Here is a 17,923-nt window from a genome sequence, read left to right on the forward strand (position 1 = left end):
CCAGTTTTTTAAGGTTTAACAAAAAATACCATGCGCTTAATTTTTATGGGAAGTCCCGACTTTTCTGTCCCCGCCTTAAAGGCTTTAAAGCAGGCAGGGCATACAATTGTTGCCGTCTATTGCCAACCGCCTCGGTCAAAGGATCGAGGGCACCATTTGCAAAAAGGCGCCGTTCACCAAGCGGCTGAACAGATGGGCATCCCGGTTTATACCCCAACAACGTTGCGTGACGCGGCAACCCAGCGGGAATTTGCCAGCCACCAGGCTGATGCAGCGATTGTGGCTGCCTATGGTTTGATTCTGCCCCAGGTGATTTTAGATATTCCCCCCTATGGGTGTTTAAATATACACGCTTCATTGTTACCCCGCTGGCGGGGCGCTGCCCCCATTCAACGGGCCATTTTGGCCGGTGACACCGAAACAGGCATTACCATTATGCAAATGGAGGCTGGGCTTGACACGGGGCCAATGTTGGTAAAAAAAAATGTGCCGATTACCCTTGATACAACCACCCCTCTTTTGCATGACACCTTGGCTGAAAAGGGTGCCAATCTTATTGTCGGGACTTTGGCAGATTTAGATGATTATCGACGTCAGGCCATTGTTCAACCTGAGGAAGGGGTAACATATGCGGCCAAGTTGGTAAAGGCCGAGGGACAGCTAGATTTTTCCAAACCAGCCCACCAACTGGATCGTGCCATTCGCGCCCTTAACCCTTGGCCAGGGACATGGCTGGATCATAATGGCACCGTTATCAAAATTTTAAAGGCCCGCCCTCTTGACGGCGATTACGGTCTCCCAGGACAATTCAGCCATACCACCCAGGACCCTTTGATAGTCAGCTGCGCTGAGGGGGGGTTAGCTTTACAAACATTACAAAAGCCCGGCGGTCGCCCCATGGACGTTTTAGACTTTCTCAGGGGACATACTATACTGTCCTCTTATTTGCCAAAAATCATTGAATAAATAGTTTTTTTGAATGACAAACGCGCACAAAAGTTTTAGATTCTAAGCCAATTCAATTCAATAAATTAATAGGATAGAAAATGGCCTTTAAAAATTTGTTACACTCTTTTTTATACCCATCAATTTTCCTTTTTGGTATGTCAAGCGTTCAAGCCAGCAGTAGCCAAAAATCCGAAAAAACGCCCCAAGAGGAAGCTTCTGAAACCTTGCCGTTAAGGATGAGGCGCTTGGAAGCACTCGTTCCCATGAATGCTCCCAATCGGTTGGCTATGTCGGAAAAATTACTGAACCTCCAAGAATCCCTCCCAGGCAACACATCCAAAGGGAATGGTTATACCTTTAGTGCAATAAGGGAATGGCACATTTCCTCCCTAGAGACCATCCTGACGAACAACAAAAACCGTTCTATAGAGGACCCCATTTTTGTCGCTGATTGGGGGTGCGGTCTCGGCACATTTGCCCTGCACGCTATCTTCCGTGGGATGAATGTGTGGGGGCTCGATCACAACGAAACATCCGCGGCCTACGCAAACAAATTGATTTGGGGTTCAAAAAAATTGTTATCGAACCCCAAGGCACTGGCAGATCAGTACAAAATTTTTGTGGGATGCGTCACTAAACCATCTGAAAAATTTTTGAGTCGTCAGAACGACGTGAGCGTTTCCTTTAATCTCATCCCTCATTTATCCCCTGATCAATCAGACGCCTTATTAAGAAACATGGCTCAAACGACCAAACCTGGTTGTCTCGTTCTGATTGTGTCAGATACCCCTCATGGTTTGAATCTCCCAGAGCCTGCAGTGTCCTTCTATGAAAATCAACGGAAAAAAGGCAGCAAATATCCCGGATATGCCTTGTATACACGAGCGTTCCAGGTCGACAGGTCTCGGATCCTCAAGGATGTTTCTGCTGTAACCCCCAAAATCCTGGCTACACAACAATCAGAAAGCGAATTAGAAGCGATGAATTTAAAGAATATTTATAACTTCGTGGATTACCAGGAGCTTTCTGCCCGGGTTCAAGACGTGGGTCTGACGGTTGAGAACGTCTTTTACACAAATGTGAGTGGACAAAATCCCCTCGTTCCCTGTGCAGAGGCTGAGCATAGAAATCTGCTCGCCAGACATAAAGGGAAGGTATTTCTTATCGCCCGAAAACTAACAGATGGGTCAAACACTTCAAGCTTGACGGGCTCAGGTTCCGCAAACAGAGAAAGCGCAACCTCCTCAGATTCTTCGAGCACTTCAAATTAAATATTCTCCAACCATCCCACAGAAAGTCAAAGTTTTTCCGGTCGTTAATCCTTTATGACCGGAAAAAGCCCGACGGGCGCCCCCTGGACGGTTTTAGACTTTCTGAGGGGGTGTACCCTTTCCAATGACTTAAAAAAACATCTAGAAATTTTAAAAAAACGTCTATACAACTAAAAATGCTTTGACAGGTCGCCATTGAAACCTTCAAGCTTAAAAAAACACCTCCCTATATAAAATTAATGTCTTTCTTATCAATAGAAGGTTAAGTAGAAGAATTCTATGATCACAAAAAAAACTCGCCCGTCGCGTCCCTATGGTCGTCCAAAAACCAACAAGGGGATGTCCAACAATGAACAGACGTCTAACTTCGAACCCTCTCGTCACGAGAATTCTAAGCCTCGACCACAGAATAATGGCCCCCGTAATTATCAGCATCTTTTCGATAAATACATGAATCTGGCACGGGAAGCCTTGTCATGCGGAGATCGGGTTGCCGCTGAATATAATTACCAGCACGCCGATCATTATTTGCGTGTGCTGAACGAACGTCAAAGCCAAAGGCCTGCCCCTCAGCAGCCTGACAGAGATGCTAACCGTCAAGAAAACGCTGACGTTGAAACGGCCCCCGAAAGTAAGATAGAGTCAGGGGTGGAACAAGAACCACAATCATAAAGGAGACTCGCCTATGACTCCTGATCGTTATACCCAACGCGCGCAAGCGCATCTTCAAAATGCCCAGCTGTTGGCGTTGCGCGAAAGCCACCAACAGCTTACCCCCTTTCATTTATTAAAAGTTTTTTTGGACGACCCAGAGGGGTTGGCGGCACAAGTGTTGACCAAAGCTGCCGTTAATGTCAAAGAGCTAACGGTTAAAGTCCAACAAGAACTGTCCAAACTGCCCAAAGTGTCGGGCAGCACACAAGTTTATTTAAGCCCTGATATGGCCAAAGTTATGGCTGCGGCCGATGCCCTGTCCACCAAAGAGGGGGACCAGTTCATCAGCCAAGAAATCATCCTGTTGGCGTTGGCCTCCACCCCCCCAACCCAAATTCTGTTTGAGCAAAACGGGGGCAAAGTAGACAATCTGACCCAAGCCATTCAGCAACTGCGGCAGGGCCGAAAAGTCCACTCAGCATCGGCTGAGGAGGGGTATGACGCCCTGAACCGATACGCCCGTGATTTGACCGCCGCCGCACGGGAGGGGAAAGTTGACCCCGTCATTGGCCGGGATGAAGAAATTCGCCGGACATTGCAGGTGTTATCACGGCGTACCAAAAACAACCCTGTCCTGATTGGGGAACCTGGCGTGGGTAAAACCGCGATTGCCGAGGGTTTGGCCCAACGCATTGTGAACGGGGACGTGCCGGAATCGATGCGCAACACCCGTCTGATGTCCCTGGATCTGGGGGCCTTGTTGGCCGGTGCCAAGTTTCGGGGAGAGTTCGAGGAGCGCCTGAAGGCTGTTCTGCACGAGATAACCGAGGCCCAAGGCGAGGTGATTGTTTTCATTGACGAGCTGCACACGCTGGTTGGCGCCGGCAAGGGCGATGGAGCCATGGATGCGTCCAACATGCTAAAACCGGCCTTGGCACGGGGGGAGCTGCATTGCATTGGGGCGACCACGCTGGATGAATATCGCCAGCACATTGAAAAGGACCCTGCCCTTGCCCGCCGCTTTCAGCCGGTGATGGTAGATGAGCCCACGGTAGAGGATTCCATTTCCATTTTGCGGGGCTTAAAGGAAAAATACGAACTGCACCATGGCGTGCGCATCAGTGACGGCGCGATTGTGGCCGCGTGTACGTATTCCCATCGGTATATTACCGACCGGTTTTTGCCCGACAAAGCCATTGATTTGATGGATGAGGCGGCCAGTCGCCTTCGGATGATTGTCGATTCCAAACCCGAAGACATTGACGAGCTGGACCGCCGCAGCCTGCAGTTGCAAATTGAGCGGGAGGCGTTAAAGAAAGAGACCGATTCGGCATCGAAAGAGCGATTGGCGAAGTTGGAACAAGATTTAAAAGTTTTGGAAGAAAAACGAACCGCCCTGACGGCCATATGGCAACAACAAAAAGGCAGCTTGAAGCATGCGCGGGAATTGAAAAGCCAACTGGAGACGTTGCGGTCGGAATTAGAGGTGGCCCAGCGTCAGGGAAATCTGGCCCGGGCTGGGGAAATTTTATATGGCCTGTTACCCAACCTAGAGAAAAAGCTTGAGGATCTGCACAAAGAAAACGACCAGAAATCGTTGAAGGAAGAGGTGACTGAACAGGACATTGCCCTGGTGGTGTCACGCTGGACAGGCATTCCCGTGGAAAAGATGCTGACGGGCGAGGTTGAAAAGTTGTTGTCTATAGAGACCTATCTAGAGAAACGGGTCATTGGGCAAAAGGCAGCCATTCAGGCCATCAGTAATGCCGTCAGGCGCGCTCGAGCCGGCTTGCAAGACCCCAACCGCCCCATGGGATCGTTTTTGTTTTTAGGACCCACGGGTGTGGGAAAAACCGAACTGACAAAGGCTCTGGCTGAATTTTTGTTTGACGATGCAACCAACATGATTCGTTTTGATATGTCAGAATATATGGAAAAACATTCAGTAGCCCGCCTGATTGGGGCCCCGCCCGGATATGTGGGCTTTGAACAAGGGGGCGAGTTGACCGAGGCGGTGCGTCGCAAACCTTATAGTGTTATTTTGTTTGACGAGGTGGAAAAGGCGCACCGGGATGTTTTCAACGTGTTGTTGCAGGTTTTGGATGACGGACGCCTGACGGACAGTCAGGGTCGAACCATTAATTTTAAGAACACGTTGATTGTTTTAACATCGAACCTGGGGGCCGAGGCTTATTTGTCGTGGGACGCCGATGGGCAGCAAGAGGAAATCCCTGGCCGTGTAAGGGATGCCGTCATGCAGGCTGTAAGGCAAGCTTTTCGGCCAGAGTTTCTTAATCGGTTAGATGAAATCATTATCTTTAACCGTCTGAGTCAGAAGGATTTGGTCAAAATTGTGGAGAATCAATTACAACTGTTGGCCAACCGCTTGACTGATCGTCACATAACATTGACATGGAGCGAAGAAGCTTTAAAAGGCCTGGCCACCGCCGGTTATGACCCCGTCTATGGCGCCCGCCCCCTGAAACGTGTCATCCAACATCAAGTCCAAGACCCTTTAGCCTTAAAATTATTAAATGGCCAGGTTAGGGAAGGGCAAATGGTGAAAGTGAGTTGGGGTGATGGTGGAGTTTTGGTGGGGTAAAGCCCTTTGATACAAATAATAGAGGATAGATAGAGGCATAAAAAAACCACCGCATTATATGCGGTGGTTTTGTCTAATTAAGGACTTAAAAGTTATCTATCATTACTTAAGTTATTTATAGTCTGACAGATTCAAACCTTCTGCATCTGCGTATTCTGTTACGCTCATACCTTCAGCGGTCGCTTTAAGTTTAAGGGCAGCCAAACTATTAGCCCCTTGATGACCCTCATCTTCAGACTCTGATTCACTAGAATCATCGTCACTAGTTGTCCTTTTTTTCTTCGAATCATTAGCGGCGGCTGCGGAGGAAGTATCAATCTTTTTTTTCGCATCAAGATTAGGCATTTTGCGATTATCACCACCCTCTTTTTTCTCTTCTTTCTTTTCCTTCTTGTCTTCCTTTTTATCGGGAGCTTTAGAAGCAGCAGCTTCAGCGGCTACAAGCTTTTTCGTCAGGTCTGCAATTACTGCATCCTTGTCACCATTAGACGTACTCAGTTCTATAACTAACGTGCAAAGAGCTTTTAAGTTTCCCGCACCATCATTCGCTTTGTAACCAGGTAGTTCAGACGCGTCAGCAAGTCCTGCTTTCTTAAGAGTTGCCTCAAGTGAAGTCAACGCTTCGTGTGAAGCTTTCTGAGCTGGGTCTTCTTTTGGTGCAGCAGCTAATACATCATGAGCTGCCTTAATTCTAGCATATTCACTTTTATGGTGATCTCTCTCAGCTTCAAGTGCATCGCGATCAGCCTTCTGCTTAGCATGCTCCACAAAATTCTTCAAATTAGCATTTATTTGCGCTAGGGTGTGAGTCCCTATCATCTTGCCTTTGGCAGTTTTGCTGTCACTCGCCAATGATTCAAGAGTCTCTCCGGTTTCAGTTTTGTAACTTTTAATTGTGTTCCAGTCCGCAGATATCGACATGGCTTCTATCGCTGCAACATCTTTATCTTTTAAACCTAATTTAGCAACGATACTTTCTGCGAAAGTTCTAACTGCAGGTTTAAGTGATACTACGTTTTTCAAATTGTTTTTTGCAGTCGAAGCATTTATATTAAGGTTAAGAACTTCGGCAGCAGCATTAGTTTTAACTAAGGCTATAATATCATTATCATTCTTTGTTGAATCAGCCTCTTTCGCAAGTTTAATAATCTCCGCAGAAACACTATCAAGAATCTCACGCGCTGCTTCACTGGATCCAGCGCCAAACTTAGTGCCGTCATTCTTCACAGATGCTTCAAAAAGATCCGCTGTAAAATTAAGCTTGGAAGCCTTTGAACCATTTGCTTCAAGTTCAAAATCAACAGAAGCCATCGCACCAGCTGACAGCATCGTCGAAAGAGCCGCAGCCATTGCTATATTTTTTAAAAATTTCATTATTTCCTCCAATTAAAAATCAAAATGCTTATTACACTTTTATGCTTTACACTTTGATTACATCATAAAATTATTAACACAACGTTAAAAAATCTAAGTCTTTCAGATTTCCTTCGTTGAGTACGATTTAGCATGAAGATGTTTCTCAAAACAACTGTTTTTTTTACAGGAATTTCTTTATTTTTCACCACAGCTTCATGTTTTTCCGCCTTACGCAGGTTCCATCCCCTGTTTTGTTTGACTCCTGGCCTTAAACTTATCTATCATGCAAAAAAAAAAGACACGCCCCCCTTATGAACAAAGCATCCCATATTAAAACCCTTTTGGCGAACCTGGCGAAGCAGTCCCCACCCCCGAAAGTGATTTTTTTTAAAACGGGGCCAGGTGCTTACAGTGAGCATGATGAATTCATGGGGTTAAGCGTCCCAGCTTTGCGAAAAATTGCCCGACACTTTCCAGACTTGCCTTTGATGGAACTTCAAATTCTTCTTGAATCCCCATTTAACGAAGAACGGATGCAGGCTCTGATCATTTTGGTGGCCCAGTATCAAAGATCTGACACCACAAAAAAACAGGCACTTTACAACTTTTATGTGCGCCATATTACGCGTGTGAACAATTGGAATCTGGTCGACGCTTCGGCACACCACATTATGGGGCATTACCTTTATGATAAACCAAGGTATGTGCTGCTGGCATTTGCCCAATCAAACAACCTTTGGGAACGCCGCATTGCCATTGTTGCGACGTGGCATTTTATTCGCCAGGGTCACTATGACTGGACGCTTAAGATTGCGGAAATTTTGTTAGATGATGCCCACGACCTTATTCATAAAAGCGTAGGATGGATGCTGAGGGAGGTTGGCAAGAAAGACGGCGCCACCTTGAAAGCTTTCCTGGATCAGAAGGCCCCCCATATGCCCCGAACCATGCTGCGCTATGCCATTGAGAGACTGCCCATTGATGAAAGAAAAAGTTATTTAGAACAATCACGCGCAATTCGCACTTTTGATTTGCATAAAATCGATGGCTAAAAATGCGGATAATCTGGTAAGAAACTAGCATAAGGCCAGCCGGTCGTGGCAGTGCTTCGCTAAAGGGGTGATTCGGGATGAATATCTTAAAACGCGCGTTGGTTTTTATGTGCCTTTTTTTGGTCACTAAAGTACAAGGCGAAACCCTTCAAATTGTCAGCATTGAAAGACTTCGGACTTACTTAACCTATATAAAAATACACGACCCGATTCGCCTTAAATTCACCAGTTTCCCCCTGGCCTCGTCCTATTCATCCACCTGGGCGTCGCCCGTTTTACCCAAAACGTTTATCGTTAAAATCCCTAATGGCAGAGTCTATTCCCAAAATGGATACGCGATCATCGCAAAAAAATATTTAGCACGTGAGCTGTTGTGGCAGTGGTCACCGTTAAAAAAGAAAAAGAAAATCCTTAAACAACACACCTTACCAGTTGTTAGGCATGTCAAAGGCACCGTGGTGGTTTTAACCCAGGAAGGGCACGACAATTATTATCACTGGATCACAGAAATATTACCAAAATTGGAGCTTTTAAAAAATATTGATTATGACTGGATTTACTTGCCCCGTTTAAATCATGCCTTCCAGCACGAAACACTGAGCCTTCTTGGTGTTGATCGGCGTAAGATCATCGAAGCTGATGATGATACCTTTATAGAGGCCGAACAGCTAATCGTTCCATCGTATGTCTCGAAATCTTGTTATACACCACGGTGGGTTGTTGATTATTTAAAACAAAAATTTATCCATTCCGACCCAGCCGTTCAATCCATGGGTGAGAAGATATTTATTTCGCGTCAAAAAGCCGCTTACCGACGGGTCATTAATGAAGACCAGATTTTTTCCCTATTTGAACCGTTGGGTTTTAAACGCTACAATTTGGAGGATTTGAAATTTTCTGAACAAATTCAGCTGTTTCGAAATGCCAAGGTTATTGTGGCTTTCCATGGGGCTGGTCTGACCAACCTGGTCTTTAGCCAACCCGGTGCAAGGATTGTTGAAATTTTTCAAGAACATGAAGATGATTCTTACTGCTATCTTAGTCAGACACTAGGTCTGAGATATGATTGCATCAAGACAACCAAGTTCAAAAAGGACGGGGGCTACACCAGCACCACCGTCCCCCTTGATATTATTCAGGACTTCATCGACCGGAAATTCAAAGTTGGGTTCTTCACTTAAAGCGCGCCCCAAACGCATCAAAGTTCGCTTGGTCACGGGCATTGGTTACCAAAATGCCAAAAACAACGTTTTCAAACCTATCTTTAAATTCAGGTTCGTTTAAGACTTCGTGATAATGGGTAGCGACGTCTTCTTGAAGTTTATCAAAAATTCCCTTGAACGCCCCACAACCAAAAGCACTTAACACCAAATCGGTATAACCTTTTACAGCAGCTGATCGTAACTGGAAACGAATTTTAGCTTTTGTGATATCCTTGTAATTTGCAGGCATCGTTTTAACCCCATTAAGATCAACCGCCGCCGACGTTATCATTCCAAAGGACTCCAAATCAGACCGGAAACCATAGTGCGGTAATGAAGTGCCTGTGTTATCCACGCTACCCCGAAACAAGGTCACAGCTGGCGTGAAGATGCCACTGTCACAATCCCGGGCCGTATCAATTCGGCGACTGATGCCGAATTTGCCGTCCGCAGACTTATAATCCCCTCGTCCTTTATGATTTTCCAAGACCTTCAGCAAATTACTGCGAAAACAAAGCTGCTCCTCCTGAGCCGCACAACCACTCCACGCGCCACCCCCTGGTGTGAATGAATTAGCCATATTAAGCATAGCAATTTTTCCACCCCCATTAATTTGACCACGCAAGGTTCTTGCGACATCAAGACTATCACCTTGAATCACTTGATATTTGGTCGCATGCTCACAGGACTTGGGAGTTTGTTTGTCAATGCCGTTTGGAAAATACTCACTGTTTGAATCAATACTTAAATCCCTGACAACCGCGTTGGGCAACCTGCTCAAAGCCTGTTGAAAAGGGTTTTTTACGGCCGGCAATACAATCATGCCATCTTCAGCAATATAGCCATCCTCGCTGGCAGCCCAGGTTTGGTGCATAATTGCTGTTCTGTAAGAATTGGCATCTTTCCAGTTGCTGGTAGGCAACCACATGGCTTTTTCCATATCTTTTGGCAAAGCCATTTTATGGGCCAATTCCAGAATATTCCCTATCGCCTCTTGCAGAGGTTTAGGAACAGAAGAAGTCAATGCCAAAAAAGCCCCGAATCGACCTTTTGCATCATCACTGAATCTGGCAAAGGAATGAACCCCTTGCGTCACAAGCTGTCGTTGTTGCTGAGTTGTAGGCATTGTGGTTGCGCCATAGTCAATTTTCAACCCCTTACCATCATCAAAAATGCCCGTTGTGGCCAGTTGCCCGATCATATTGGCAAAAGAAGTAATGTCTGCGTCAAAAGTGTCAAGACCTGGGGTTCTCTGGCACGCCTCGAACCTATCTTTCAGTTTTTGTTTTTGCCCATCGATAAGTATAGCAAGCTGGTCTATGCTCTTTAAAGCATACCCTTTGTGAGTAGCATGCTCATCTAACGCATGGTCTTTACCAGACAGGGCAGATTTAAAAGCATCCGCATGATGCGTGCTGAAAACCGTTGCCAGCATCAGCCCAATAGATAGTTTCTTGAACATTTTGTGTCCTTTAAGAAAAAGTGATCCCCCATAGTAACCAGCTAATTCTTAACGAAATGTTAATGCTCGATTCTACCTTAACTGCAAAACAGCCTCTTGGATTCTCCGACAAGCCTCTTGAAGCAATTCCAAAGACGTGGCGTAGGAAATGCGAAAATAAGGTGATAATCCAAACGCATCCCCACTGACCGCGGTGACTTTTGCCGCATCCAGCAAATAGGCGCAAAATTGATTATCGGTTTCTAAAATTTTACCGCTGGGCGTTTGTCTTCCAAGAACACCTTGGCAGTTCACATACAAATAAAAGGCACCATCTGGCCTTAAACAGTTAAGACCAGGCACTTGGTTCAAAGCCTGCAAAGTTTTATCACGCCTTTCCGCAAAAATTTGACGCCAGTCATTTAGGAATTCTTGGGGTCCGTTCACAGCCATTACAGCCCCACCCTGGGCAATTGAACAAGCATTAGAGGTGCTTTGGGATTGAATCAAATTCATAGCCCTGATAAGAGTTTGAGGCCCTACCCCATAACCAATGCGCCATCCCGTCATAGAATAAGACTTGGACACACCGTTTAAGATGAGCGTTTGGTTTTTAAGGTGTGGCTCAACCTGAACGATATTGTAAAAAACAACGTCCCCATAAATAAGGTGTTCATAAATATCATCGCTTAAAATGTAGATATTGGGGTAATGAGATAAAACATCTGCTAGACTTTTAAGTTCTTCTTTTGAATAAACCGACCCAGTAGGATTAGAGGGCGAATTGAGGATGACCCATTTAGTCCGTTTGGTAATGGCCTGCCTTAACGCCTCCGGCGTCAGTTTAAAACCTGTTTCCTCTGTGCACGGCACAATCACGTCCACCCCACCAAACATACGCACAACGTCTGGATATGAAACCCAATAAGGGGCCGGGATAATCACCTCGTCACCCGTATTCAGACTTGCCATCATGGCGTTAAACAAGATTTGCTTTCCGCCATTGGCAACCGTGATTTCATCAAGGGTGTATTCTAAATCGTTATCACGACGGAATTTCTCTTGAATGGCTTTTTTTAAAGGTTGAATCCCATCCACAGCGGTATACTTAGTCAACCCTTGTTTCATAGCTTGTATGGCGGATTCTTGAATCCAACCGGGGGTTTCAAAGTCAGGCTCGCCAGCGGCCAGGTTAATAACATCTATCCCCTCAGCTTTAAGGGCAGCAGCCCGGGCATTTAAGGCCAAAGTGGGTGAAGGTTGAATGGATCGCAAACGATCTGCCAGAGAGAACATAAAAACTCATTAAGTTGATACCAAGATGCTAAGAAATTCTATACTGCATAAGGCAGAAATTGAAAGCTAGAAAAAAACTAGAATCCATCTTATAAAAGATCAACGCCGTTTAAAACCCTTTGGATTCATTCAATACATGTCAAAAAAAATTCTTATTTTCAGTCACGGTGAGTTGATTGGTGATGGCATGATGAAGTTGCCATTTGTAAGGTTGCTAAGCCATGTATTCCCAGGTGCCCATGTCACATGGCTGGCGGGGCGGCATCCCACGATCTTTAAGACGGCCCTGAATCCATTGGTCAATGCCCATATACACCAAGTTGTTGAGTACCCAGGGTATGGCGATTCATACAAGCATCTTTGGCAAAAGTCGTGGCAATTTTTCTTAAAAGATCAAAAAATTGACTTGATTATTGATACCGAGAAAAAAGTCGTCTCGGCCTTGACGCTAAAAAAAATCCCCCATCATAAATTCGTTTCAGCAGCCTATCGATGGCGCTTTTCCAACCAAAAGCCCCCCAACCCCCACCAAAAGCGAGATTTGCTGTTGGATCGCCTTTTGGATTTATTAGTCGTCAGCAGTGGCAGGCCTTTGGACCCTAAAGTACTAGAGAGCGTTTATGACACTGTGGTTCCCATCGAATGTCAAGAGCATGCCAGGGAACTTTTAAAACCTTATCTGGATCATAAAAAAGTTGTGCTGTTAGCCCCCGGCGCTGGCGGCCGTTTCAAGTGTTGGCCATTGGAGAATTTTATCAATCTTGCAAAAGACCTGGAAAGCCAAGGGTTTCAACCAGTCTTCATCCTGGGCCCTGCCGAACCGGAATGGCAGCAACAAATTCAATCCTTTTTGCCAAACGCCTTTTTTCCGTTGCAGGAAACAAACAAAACCTCGCCCTATTTGACCATTGCCCTTGGCCAGTTGGCGGCCGTAAATGTGGCAAATGATGGGGGGGTTGGGCACATTTTGGCATCGTCTAACCAGCCCACCATTTCCATGTGGGGCCCGACCGAGGCTGCCAAGTCAACCCCCAACGGTCGGCAAGTTGTGGTTGTGAAGGCGCAAGATTTTGGCGGCAACCAGATGGTTGACATTCCAGTAACCGCCATTTATGAAAAGGTTATTTCTCTTGCGAAGAAGAACTGCTGGAACTAGAACTACTGGAACTGCTAGATTGTTTATTTTTCACTTTCTGACAAAAACCAATAAAATTCTCTACAATTTTTTTTGCTAAAGACCCTGGGAATTCAGGTTTTTTCCCAGCCTTATGGAGAAATGAATAAGTAAAAGTATCCTGAACGCCCTCTGAATGAACGGTAACGTCGGAACCTCGCCGATTCGATTCAAGCTGATCTTGTACGTTTAACTTGTTTGCAATCTTCACCATTAAACGTGCCAATTCACGACTTTTTACAGAACCACTTATCGACGGAATAATTCCCGCAAGCTCACCTTGCGGTGCAAGTTGAGTATTATTATTGTTGTTACTGTTGTTTAAAAGCTGCTCATCTTTTCCTTCTTTTCGTTTTCTAAGTGCTTCTTTGGCAGCCTTTTTTTCAGCTTTCTTATCTGCTTTTTTTTCTTCCCTTCTTTCTTTTTTGGTCGTTTTTTTCGGGCTTTCCTCTTTTTGGGTCACAGTAGCCTGCTCATCTTGGATGGCTTTTTGATAGTTCTGAAGTTGTGCCAAAACGAAGTCGACTTTTTCTTTGGCACTTTTTTGTTCATCCGCAATGACCGCAGGATAATAATCAGGGAAAAATGACTTCACCAAGTCTTTAGCAATTGTGAAGGACGGCGCAGCACCCTGATGCTGGAAAACAGATTGAATCTGCATGGAAATTTCGTTGATAATGGAAATGGCCAAGGGTGCATAATCAGCCGCAGGTAATGCCAGCAGGGTTTTTTCAACTTGTGGAAGGCCTTCTTCAAAAGAGAAAAAGCGAGAAGAGGCCCCTTTTAAAGAATCTTTAACCGCACTATATTCTTCGTCGCCGTGCATAAAACTCTGCATGGGTAAAAGTAAGAAAGGACTTTCCCGATCTTCCAAACCGCTGTAGTAACAAGCACTGAATTCAGCCGAATTAGAACTTTGAACCAGAAATCCATTGTTGGCCAAAATGTCTCCACCATTAAGCAGAAAGGAATAAGGAAGTCTTCTTTCACTCAAATAACGTGGCCCGTAATAAAGTGTTCGAGTTTGTAAAGGAGCCGCATACTGTTTTAACGCTGAGAAGGCCAACACGACACCTTGATCTTTTAAAAAAACGATACTATAGAGAGGTTGTTCTTTTGCGCGTGGAATATAATTCGCAATCGCACAAGGAATGTCATTATTCCAAACCAAAGCTTTTCTTTGTTCAAAAAGATTAGCCATGGTCTTGTTGATTTTATCAATCAAAGGGCTAAACCTTTTAAGTTCTTCGTTTAAGCATATGTCATCACAATACCCAAGAACCTGGCTTTTACTTTCCAACCTTTCATTTTCAAAACATGCTGTTGATTCCTGCAGAAGCGTTACGAAACCACTGTAATAGTTATAAATCTCGCTGACCTCATAAATGCTGAAAAGATTTGATTGGTGCATTAATAAAAAATTAGCTGATTGCTTCATAAGAAGTTCAATATTCTTTTTCAGGTGTTCCGATCTGTGCCTGGGGCTTGTTATTGATATATAGTCAAAAAGGTCTTTATAATCTGGGTTCAACATACCCACTTCCACGGATTTTTTAGAAAAATAAATATTTTCATACCCTTCTAAGGGTATACTTCCCGAGTCCAATGCCTCTGATGCCATCACATGACCAGAAAGTTTTATTAGGTAAAGCGCTGAAATTATAAGACGAAAATTCATTAAAATACTTCTATATATGGTTATATTGCATCTTCATTATAAAAAATTTTTGTTTAAAAAACCAGTTTATTTAAAGAAGACTTTTTCATTCAGATGTCCCCTTGCATCATCCATTCCACCCGTATTATTGTCATTTCACAGATTGGCGACTCTTGAATTTTTAGGAGGCACCTCGCAAAACCTTTATCCCAAAGATATTTACGTTATATAATATGTCAGATCGTCCCTCTTCCACCACATTCTATAAAGTTTACGGTCGCCACCAGGCTCGCCCCTTAAAATCTCATCAACGGAATTTATGGCAAGATTCTCTGCCGACGTTTTTGTTTGACCATAGCCTTTGCCATAACCTTGATTTTTGGCATAAAAAAAAGGTGTGTCTGGAAATAGGTTTCGGCAGTGGCGAACATTTACTTGGACAAGCGCTTAGTCATCCGGACAAGCTGCATATCGGGTGCGAACCTTTCATTAATGGGGTTGCTGCCTTTTTACAGCAGGCCAACGAACATGATATTCAGAATATTCTGATCTTTCCTGCAGATGCCCGTCTGCTATTAAAGGATCTGCCCCCGCAATCCCTGGACGAGGTTGTCTTATTGTTCGCCGACCCTTGGCCCAAAAACCGCCACCATAAACGCCGATTTGTTCAGGCGGATCAAATTAAGCAGATTCACCACCTGCTGAAACCCCACGGTACATGGCGAATCGCGACGGATGATGCGGGTTACCAAAGTTGGATTTTGAATCATTTTTCAATCCCAGAGGTGCAAGCCTTGTTTCATCAAAAGCGCCCCGACATTTGGGAACGGCCTGACTTAACCGATTGGCCGCTGACACGATATGAACAAAAGGCCCTTGAAGCGGGGCGAAAACCTTTGTATTTGGTTTACAAAAAAGTATGAGAAACTAACGATCATGAAATCCATCACTGTTGTTCCCTATAACCCCGACTGGCCTCAACTGTTTGAGCGCGAAGCAAAAGAAATAACCCGTGCGCTTGGTGGTAATTGCTTACAGGTTCACCATGTGGGCTCAACGGCGGTTCCAGGGTTGGCGGCAAAGCCAAAGATCGACATTATTGGGGTTGTCAAAGATCCCGATCAGGCCATTGTGAATTTAGAGGCAGCTGGGTTTGATTACAGGGGAGAGTGGAATATCCCCTTTAAGTTTAACTTTACGAAACGCGGAGAACTTGAGGTTAATCTTCATGTTTTCGAAGCTGACCACCCAGAGATTGAATTGAATCTGCTTTTCAGAGATTATTTGCGGGCTCATCCTTTGGCATTGGCTGAATACGCCGCCTTAAAGGCTGTTCTTTTGAATCAAAAGGAATCATTTGAAAAGAATAATCCTTTATTCACAGGATATACGTTAGGCAAGGATGCCTTTATTCGGCAGGTGTTACAAAAAGCGGGGTTTAATCGGCTGCGGCTTTTGAAATGCACCCATCATCTGGAATGGCAGGCCGCCAAAGAATTTCGCCAAAAGTATTTCTTTGATAAGGTTCCGGTGGACGATCCCTATACGTGGACGTTTAATCACAATGACCATGTTCATTTGGTCCTTTGCCAGGGAACACATGTTGTTGGGTATGCGCATCTTCAATTATGGCCCCATCAAAGGGCGGCGATGCGGATTATCGTCATCGACGAGCCGTTCAGAAATCAGGGGTTTGGTCGGCACTTTTTGACGCTTTGCGAAGAATGGTTAAACCGGCAAGGCTATCAAAGTCTGCACGTTGAATCATCCCCCCTCGCCTATGCTTTTTATAAAAAGCACAATTACCAGACAATGCCGTTCGAAGACCCCGATGGGTATGAAAGCGACCCGCAAGATATTGCTATTGGGAAAATTTTATAAGCTTTCAAAGGCGAGAAAGCCGCGAATAGTCATTCGAGTTAAGGCTTTTGAACCGCCGTTTATGGAAAAGAAAATCAAACAGAAAAACCTGGGAAATGATCTGAATGGGGTATAGAATTTAAGCTAAGAAAACTCTTTGGCGTATCATTTTATGAACGATTTTTTATGGCAGGCCTTTGTTACCTTACTGGTTGTAATTGACCCCTTCGCGGTGGTCCCTGTCTATATTGGGCTTACCCATAAAAAAAGTCCGGACAAGCGACGCCGCATTGCGCAAAAATCTTGCTTTATAGGATTGGTGCTTTTGCTGGCATTCGCCTTTTTGGGTGATCAATTGCTGAATGCGTTGAACATCTCAGAGCCGGCCTTTAGAATCGCCGGGGGGTTCTTGTTGTTATTGGCATCTATTGAAATGGTCATGGGCAAGACCGTTGGATTGCGGGCCTCAACAGGAGATGAGGAGGCCGAAAAGCACGAGGATGTATCTGTCTTTCCCCTAGCCATTCCCTTGCTGGCAGGGCCTGGGGCCTTGACCTCCATTGTGATCTTAATGCGCCAGGCTCAAGCCCGTAGTTTTCTGACCAGCCTTGCCGTTTCATTGCTGGCGGTTCTGGTTTTGGGCATCACTTATATCTCGTTTCGGCTGTCCGATAGAATTATGAAAGTGTTGGGTTTGACCGGTACAAATGTTTTGACCCGCGTGTTTGGCATTATCTTGGCGGCCCTTGCCATTCAAAACATGATCACTGGGGTGATTGCGGTTTTGAGAGCTGTGTAGGGAAAGATCGCAACGAACCGGATTCATTCGAGGACATTGCCAAACAACTGGTTGAAATTTTTTAAAAAATTCGTATGTGATAATTTTCCAATCTATGCTTAATGTAATCAACCTTAATGATTTACGATAATTATTGTATTGTGGGATTTTATCTTGGGTATATTCATTGTTTAAACGATAAGGCAAATTCCTAAAGGTAAAATCTTAAAAAGCTCCTAGCCACATTTAAATTTTCCAAATGGGAGGCACTATGGCCATATCGGAAATTCCCAGCAAACTCATCGAAAGAACAGAAAGCTTGGTAGAAACAAAATTGCAAGTAGCCGCCGAGCTTACTAAAATTGTCTATACAAATGATAAGGATCCTATGACCGACGAAAAGGTTTTAAAAAGCTATAAAAAATTCTACGATTCTTTAAAAGATCTGGCTCCAACACCCCTAGATAGCCCTAAAAAGACACATATATATTTGTTAATTGGGGCTATTTTTTTAGCTTTTGTATCTTTCTCGTATGTATTTTTTTATCTATGCGGATTAAATTTGCCGACGTTTGGCGGCTCTTAAGGGATGAACGGGTTTATACACAAATGCAGCAATAGATCTCTCGTGA

15 protein-coding genes are annotated in these 17,923 nt (G+C 44.7%); 11 read left to right on the forward strand and 4 right to left on the reverse strand.

Features of this window, described 5'->3' with window-relative positions:
• The first annotated feature begins 30 nt into the window (after positions 1 to 30).
• From fmt to clpB, 4 genes are all read left to right on the forward strand, one after another.
• Positions 31 to 966 carry a methionyl-tRNA formyltransferase gene (gene fmt / locus EQU50_RS01555; RefSeq protein ID WP_130153408.1) on the forward strand — a complete coding sequence of 312 codons (936 nt, stop codon included), beginning with the start codon at positions 31 to 33 and terminating at the stop codon, positions 964 to 966.
• A gap of 80 nt (positions 967 to 1,046) precedes the next feature.
• The gene (locus EQU50_RS01560; protein WP_130153409.1) at positions 1,047 to 2,219 is read left to right on the forward strand and encodes a class I SAM-dependent methyltransferase; all 1,173 of its coding nucleotides are present in this window, start codon (positions 1,047 to 1,049) and stop codon (positions 2,217 to 2,219) included.
• A 279-nt stretch (positions 2,220 to 2,498) separates the two neighbouring features.
• Positions 2,499 to 2,891 carry a DUF4167 domain-containing protein gene (locus tag EQU50_RS01565; RefSeq protein WP_207216278.1) on the forward strand — a complete coding sequence of 131 codons (393 nt, stop codon included), beginning with the start codon at positions 2,499 to 2,501 and terminating at the stop codon, positions 2,889 to 2,891.
• Positions 2,892 to 2,904: 13 nt separating this feature from the next.
• Positions 2,905 to 5,475 (forward strand): ATP-dependent chaperone ClpB, encoded by a 2,571-nt coding sequence (gene clpB, locus EQU50_RS01570; protein ID WP_130153410.1) that lies wholly within the window; start codon positions 2,905 to 2,907, stop codon positions 5,473 to 5,475.
• A gap of 111 nt (positions 5,476 to 5,586) precedes the next feature.
• Here clpB and EQU50_RS01575 read toward each other — a convergent pair whose 3' ends face one another.
• Positions 5,587 to 6,849, reverse strand: a complete 1,263-nt coding sequence (locus EQU50_RS01575; protein WP_130153411.1) for a hypothetical protein — start codon at positions 6,847 to 6,849, stop codon at positions 5,587 to 5,589.
• A 293-nt stretch (positions 6,850 to 7,142) separates the two neighbouring features.
• On the opposite strand from EQU50_RS01575, the gene EQU50_RS01580 reads away from it, so the two are divergent.
• Together EQU50_RS01580 and EQU50_RS01585 are read left to right on the forward strand one after the other, a co-directional pair.
• Complete coding sequence (locus EQU50_RS01580) at positions 7,143 to 7,883, forward strand: DNA alkylation repair protein (RefSeq protein ID WP_130153412.1); 741 nt, start codon at positions 7,143 to 7,145, stop codon at positions 7,881 to 7,883.
• A gap of 77 nt (positions 7,884 to 7,960) precedes the next feature.
• Positions 7,961 to 9,064 (forward strand): glycosyltransferase family 61 protein, encoded by a 1,104-nt coding sequence (locus tag EQU50_RS01585; RefSeq protein WP_130153413.1) that lies wholly within the window; start codon positions 7,961 to 7,963, stop codon positions 9,062 to 9,064.
• Here EQU50_RS01585 and EQU50_RS01590 read toward each other — a convergent pair.
• Together EQU50_RS01590 and EQU50_RS01595 are read right to left on the reverse strand one after the other, a co-directional pair.
• On the reverse strand, positions 9,057 to 10,547 hold the full coding sequence (locus EQU50_RS01590) for a TIGR02452 family protein (RefSeq protein WP_130153414.1): 1,491 nt from the start codon (positions 10,545 to 10,547) through the stop codon (positions 9,057 to 9,059). The two genes, EQU50_RS01585 and EQU50_RS01590, sit on opposite strands and share 8 nt — an antisense overlap.
• A 72-nt stretch (positions 10,548 to 10,619) precedes the next feature.
• Positions 10,620 to 11,822 carry a pyridoxal phosphate-dependent aminotransferase gene (locus tag EQU50_RS01595; RefSeq protein WP_130153415.1) on the reverse strand — a complete coding sequence of 401 codons (1,203 nt, stop codon included), beginning with the start codon at positions 11,820 to 11,822 and terminating at the stop codon, positions 10,620 to 10,622.
• Positions 11,823 to 11,958: 136 nt separating this feature from the next.
• On the opposite strand from EQU50_RS01595, the gene EQU50_RS01600 reads away from it, so the two are divergent.
• A complete protein-coding gene (locus EQU50_RS01600) occupies positions 11,959 to 12,978 on the forward strand; it encodes a glycosyltransferase family 9 protein (RefSeq protein ID WP_130153416.1) in 1,020 nt (339 codons plus the stop codon).
• Here the strand turns inward: EQU50_RS01600 and EQU50_RS01605 are convergent.
• Complete coding sequence (locus EQU50_RS01605) at positions 12,944 to 14,674, reverse strand: hypothetical protein (protein ID WP_130153417.1); 1,731 nt, start codon at positions 14,672 to 14,674, stop codon at positions 12,944 to 12,946. The two genes, EQU50_RS01600 and EQU50_RS01605, sit on opposite strands and share 35 nt — an antisense overlap.
• Before the next feature lie 212 nt (positions 14,675 to 14,886).
• On the opposite strand from EQU50_RS01605, the gene trmB reads away from it, so the two are divergent.
• The 4 genes from trmB (at position 14,887) to EQU50_RS01625 (ending at position 17,877) form a co-directional block, all read left to right on the forward strand.
• Positions 14,887 to 15,576, forward strand: coding sequence for a tRNA (guanosine(46)-N7)-methyltransferase TrmB (gene trmB / locus EQU50_RS01610; protein WP_130153418.1), 690 nt, complete (start codon positions 14,887 to 14,889; stop codon positions 15,574 to 15,576).
• A 13-nt stretch (positions 15,577 to 15,589) separates the two neighbouring features.
• On the forward strand, positions 15,590 to 16,534 hold the full coding sequence (locus EQU50_RS01615) for a bifunctional GrpB family protein/GNAT family N-acetyltransferase (RefSeq protein WP_130153419.1): 945 nt from the start codon (positions 15,590 to 15,592) through the stop codon (positions 16,532 to 16,534).
• Between the two features lie 151 nt (positions 16,535 to 16,685).
• Positions 16,686 to 17,312: a MarC family protein gene (locus EQU50_RS01620; RefSeq protein WP_130153420.1), complete on the forward strand. Its 627-nt coding sequence runs from the start codon at positions 16,686 to 16,688 to the stop codon at positions 17,310 to 17,312.
• A 250-nt stretch (positions 17,313 to 17,562) separates the two neighbouring features.
• Positions 17,563 to 17,877, forward strand: coding sequence for a hypothetical protein (locus tag EQU50_RS01625; protein WP_130153421.1), 315 nt, complete (start codon positions 17,563 to 17,565; stop codon positions 17,875 to 17,877).
• Positions 17,878 to 17,923 lie beyond the last annotated feature (46 nt).

Source organism: Candidatus Finniella inopinata (genome assembly GCF_004210305.1).
In the GTDB taxonomy this organism is placed as follows: domain Bacteria; phylum Pseudomonadota; class Alphaproteobacteria; order Paracaedibacterales; family CAIULA01; genus Finniella; species Finniella inopinata_A.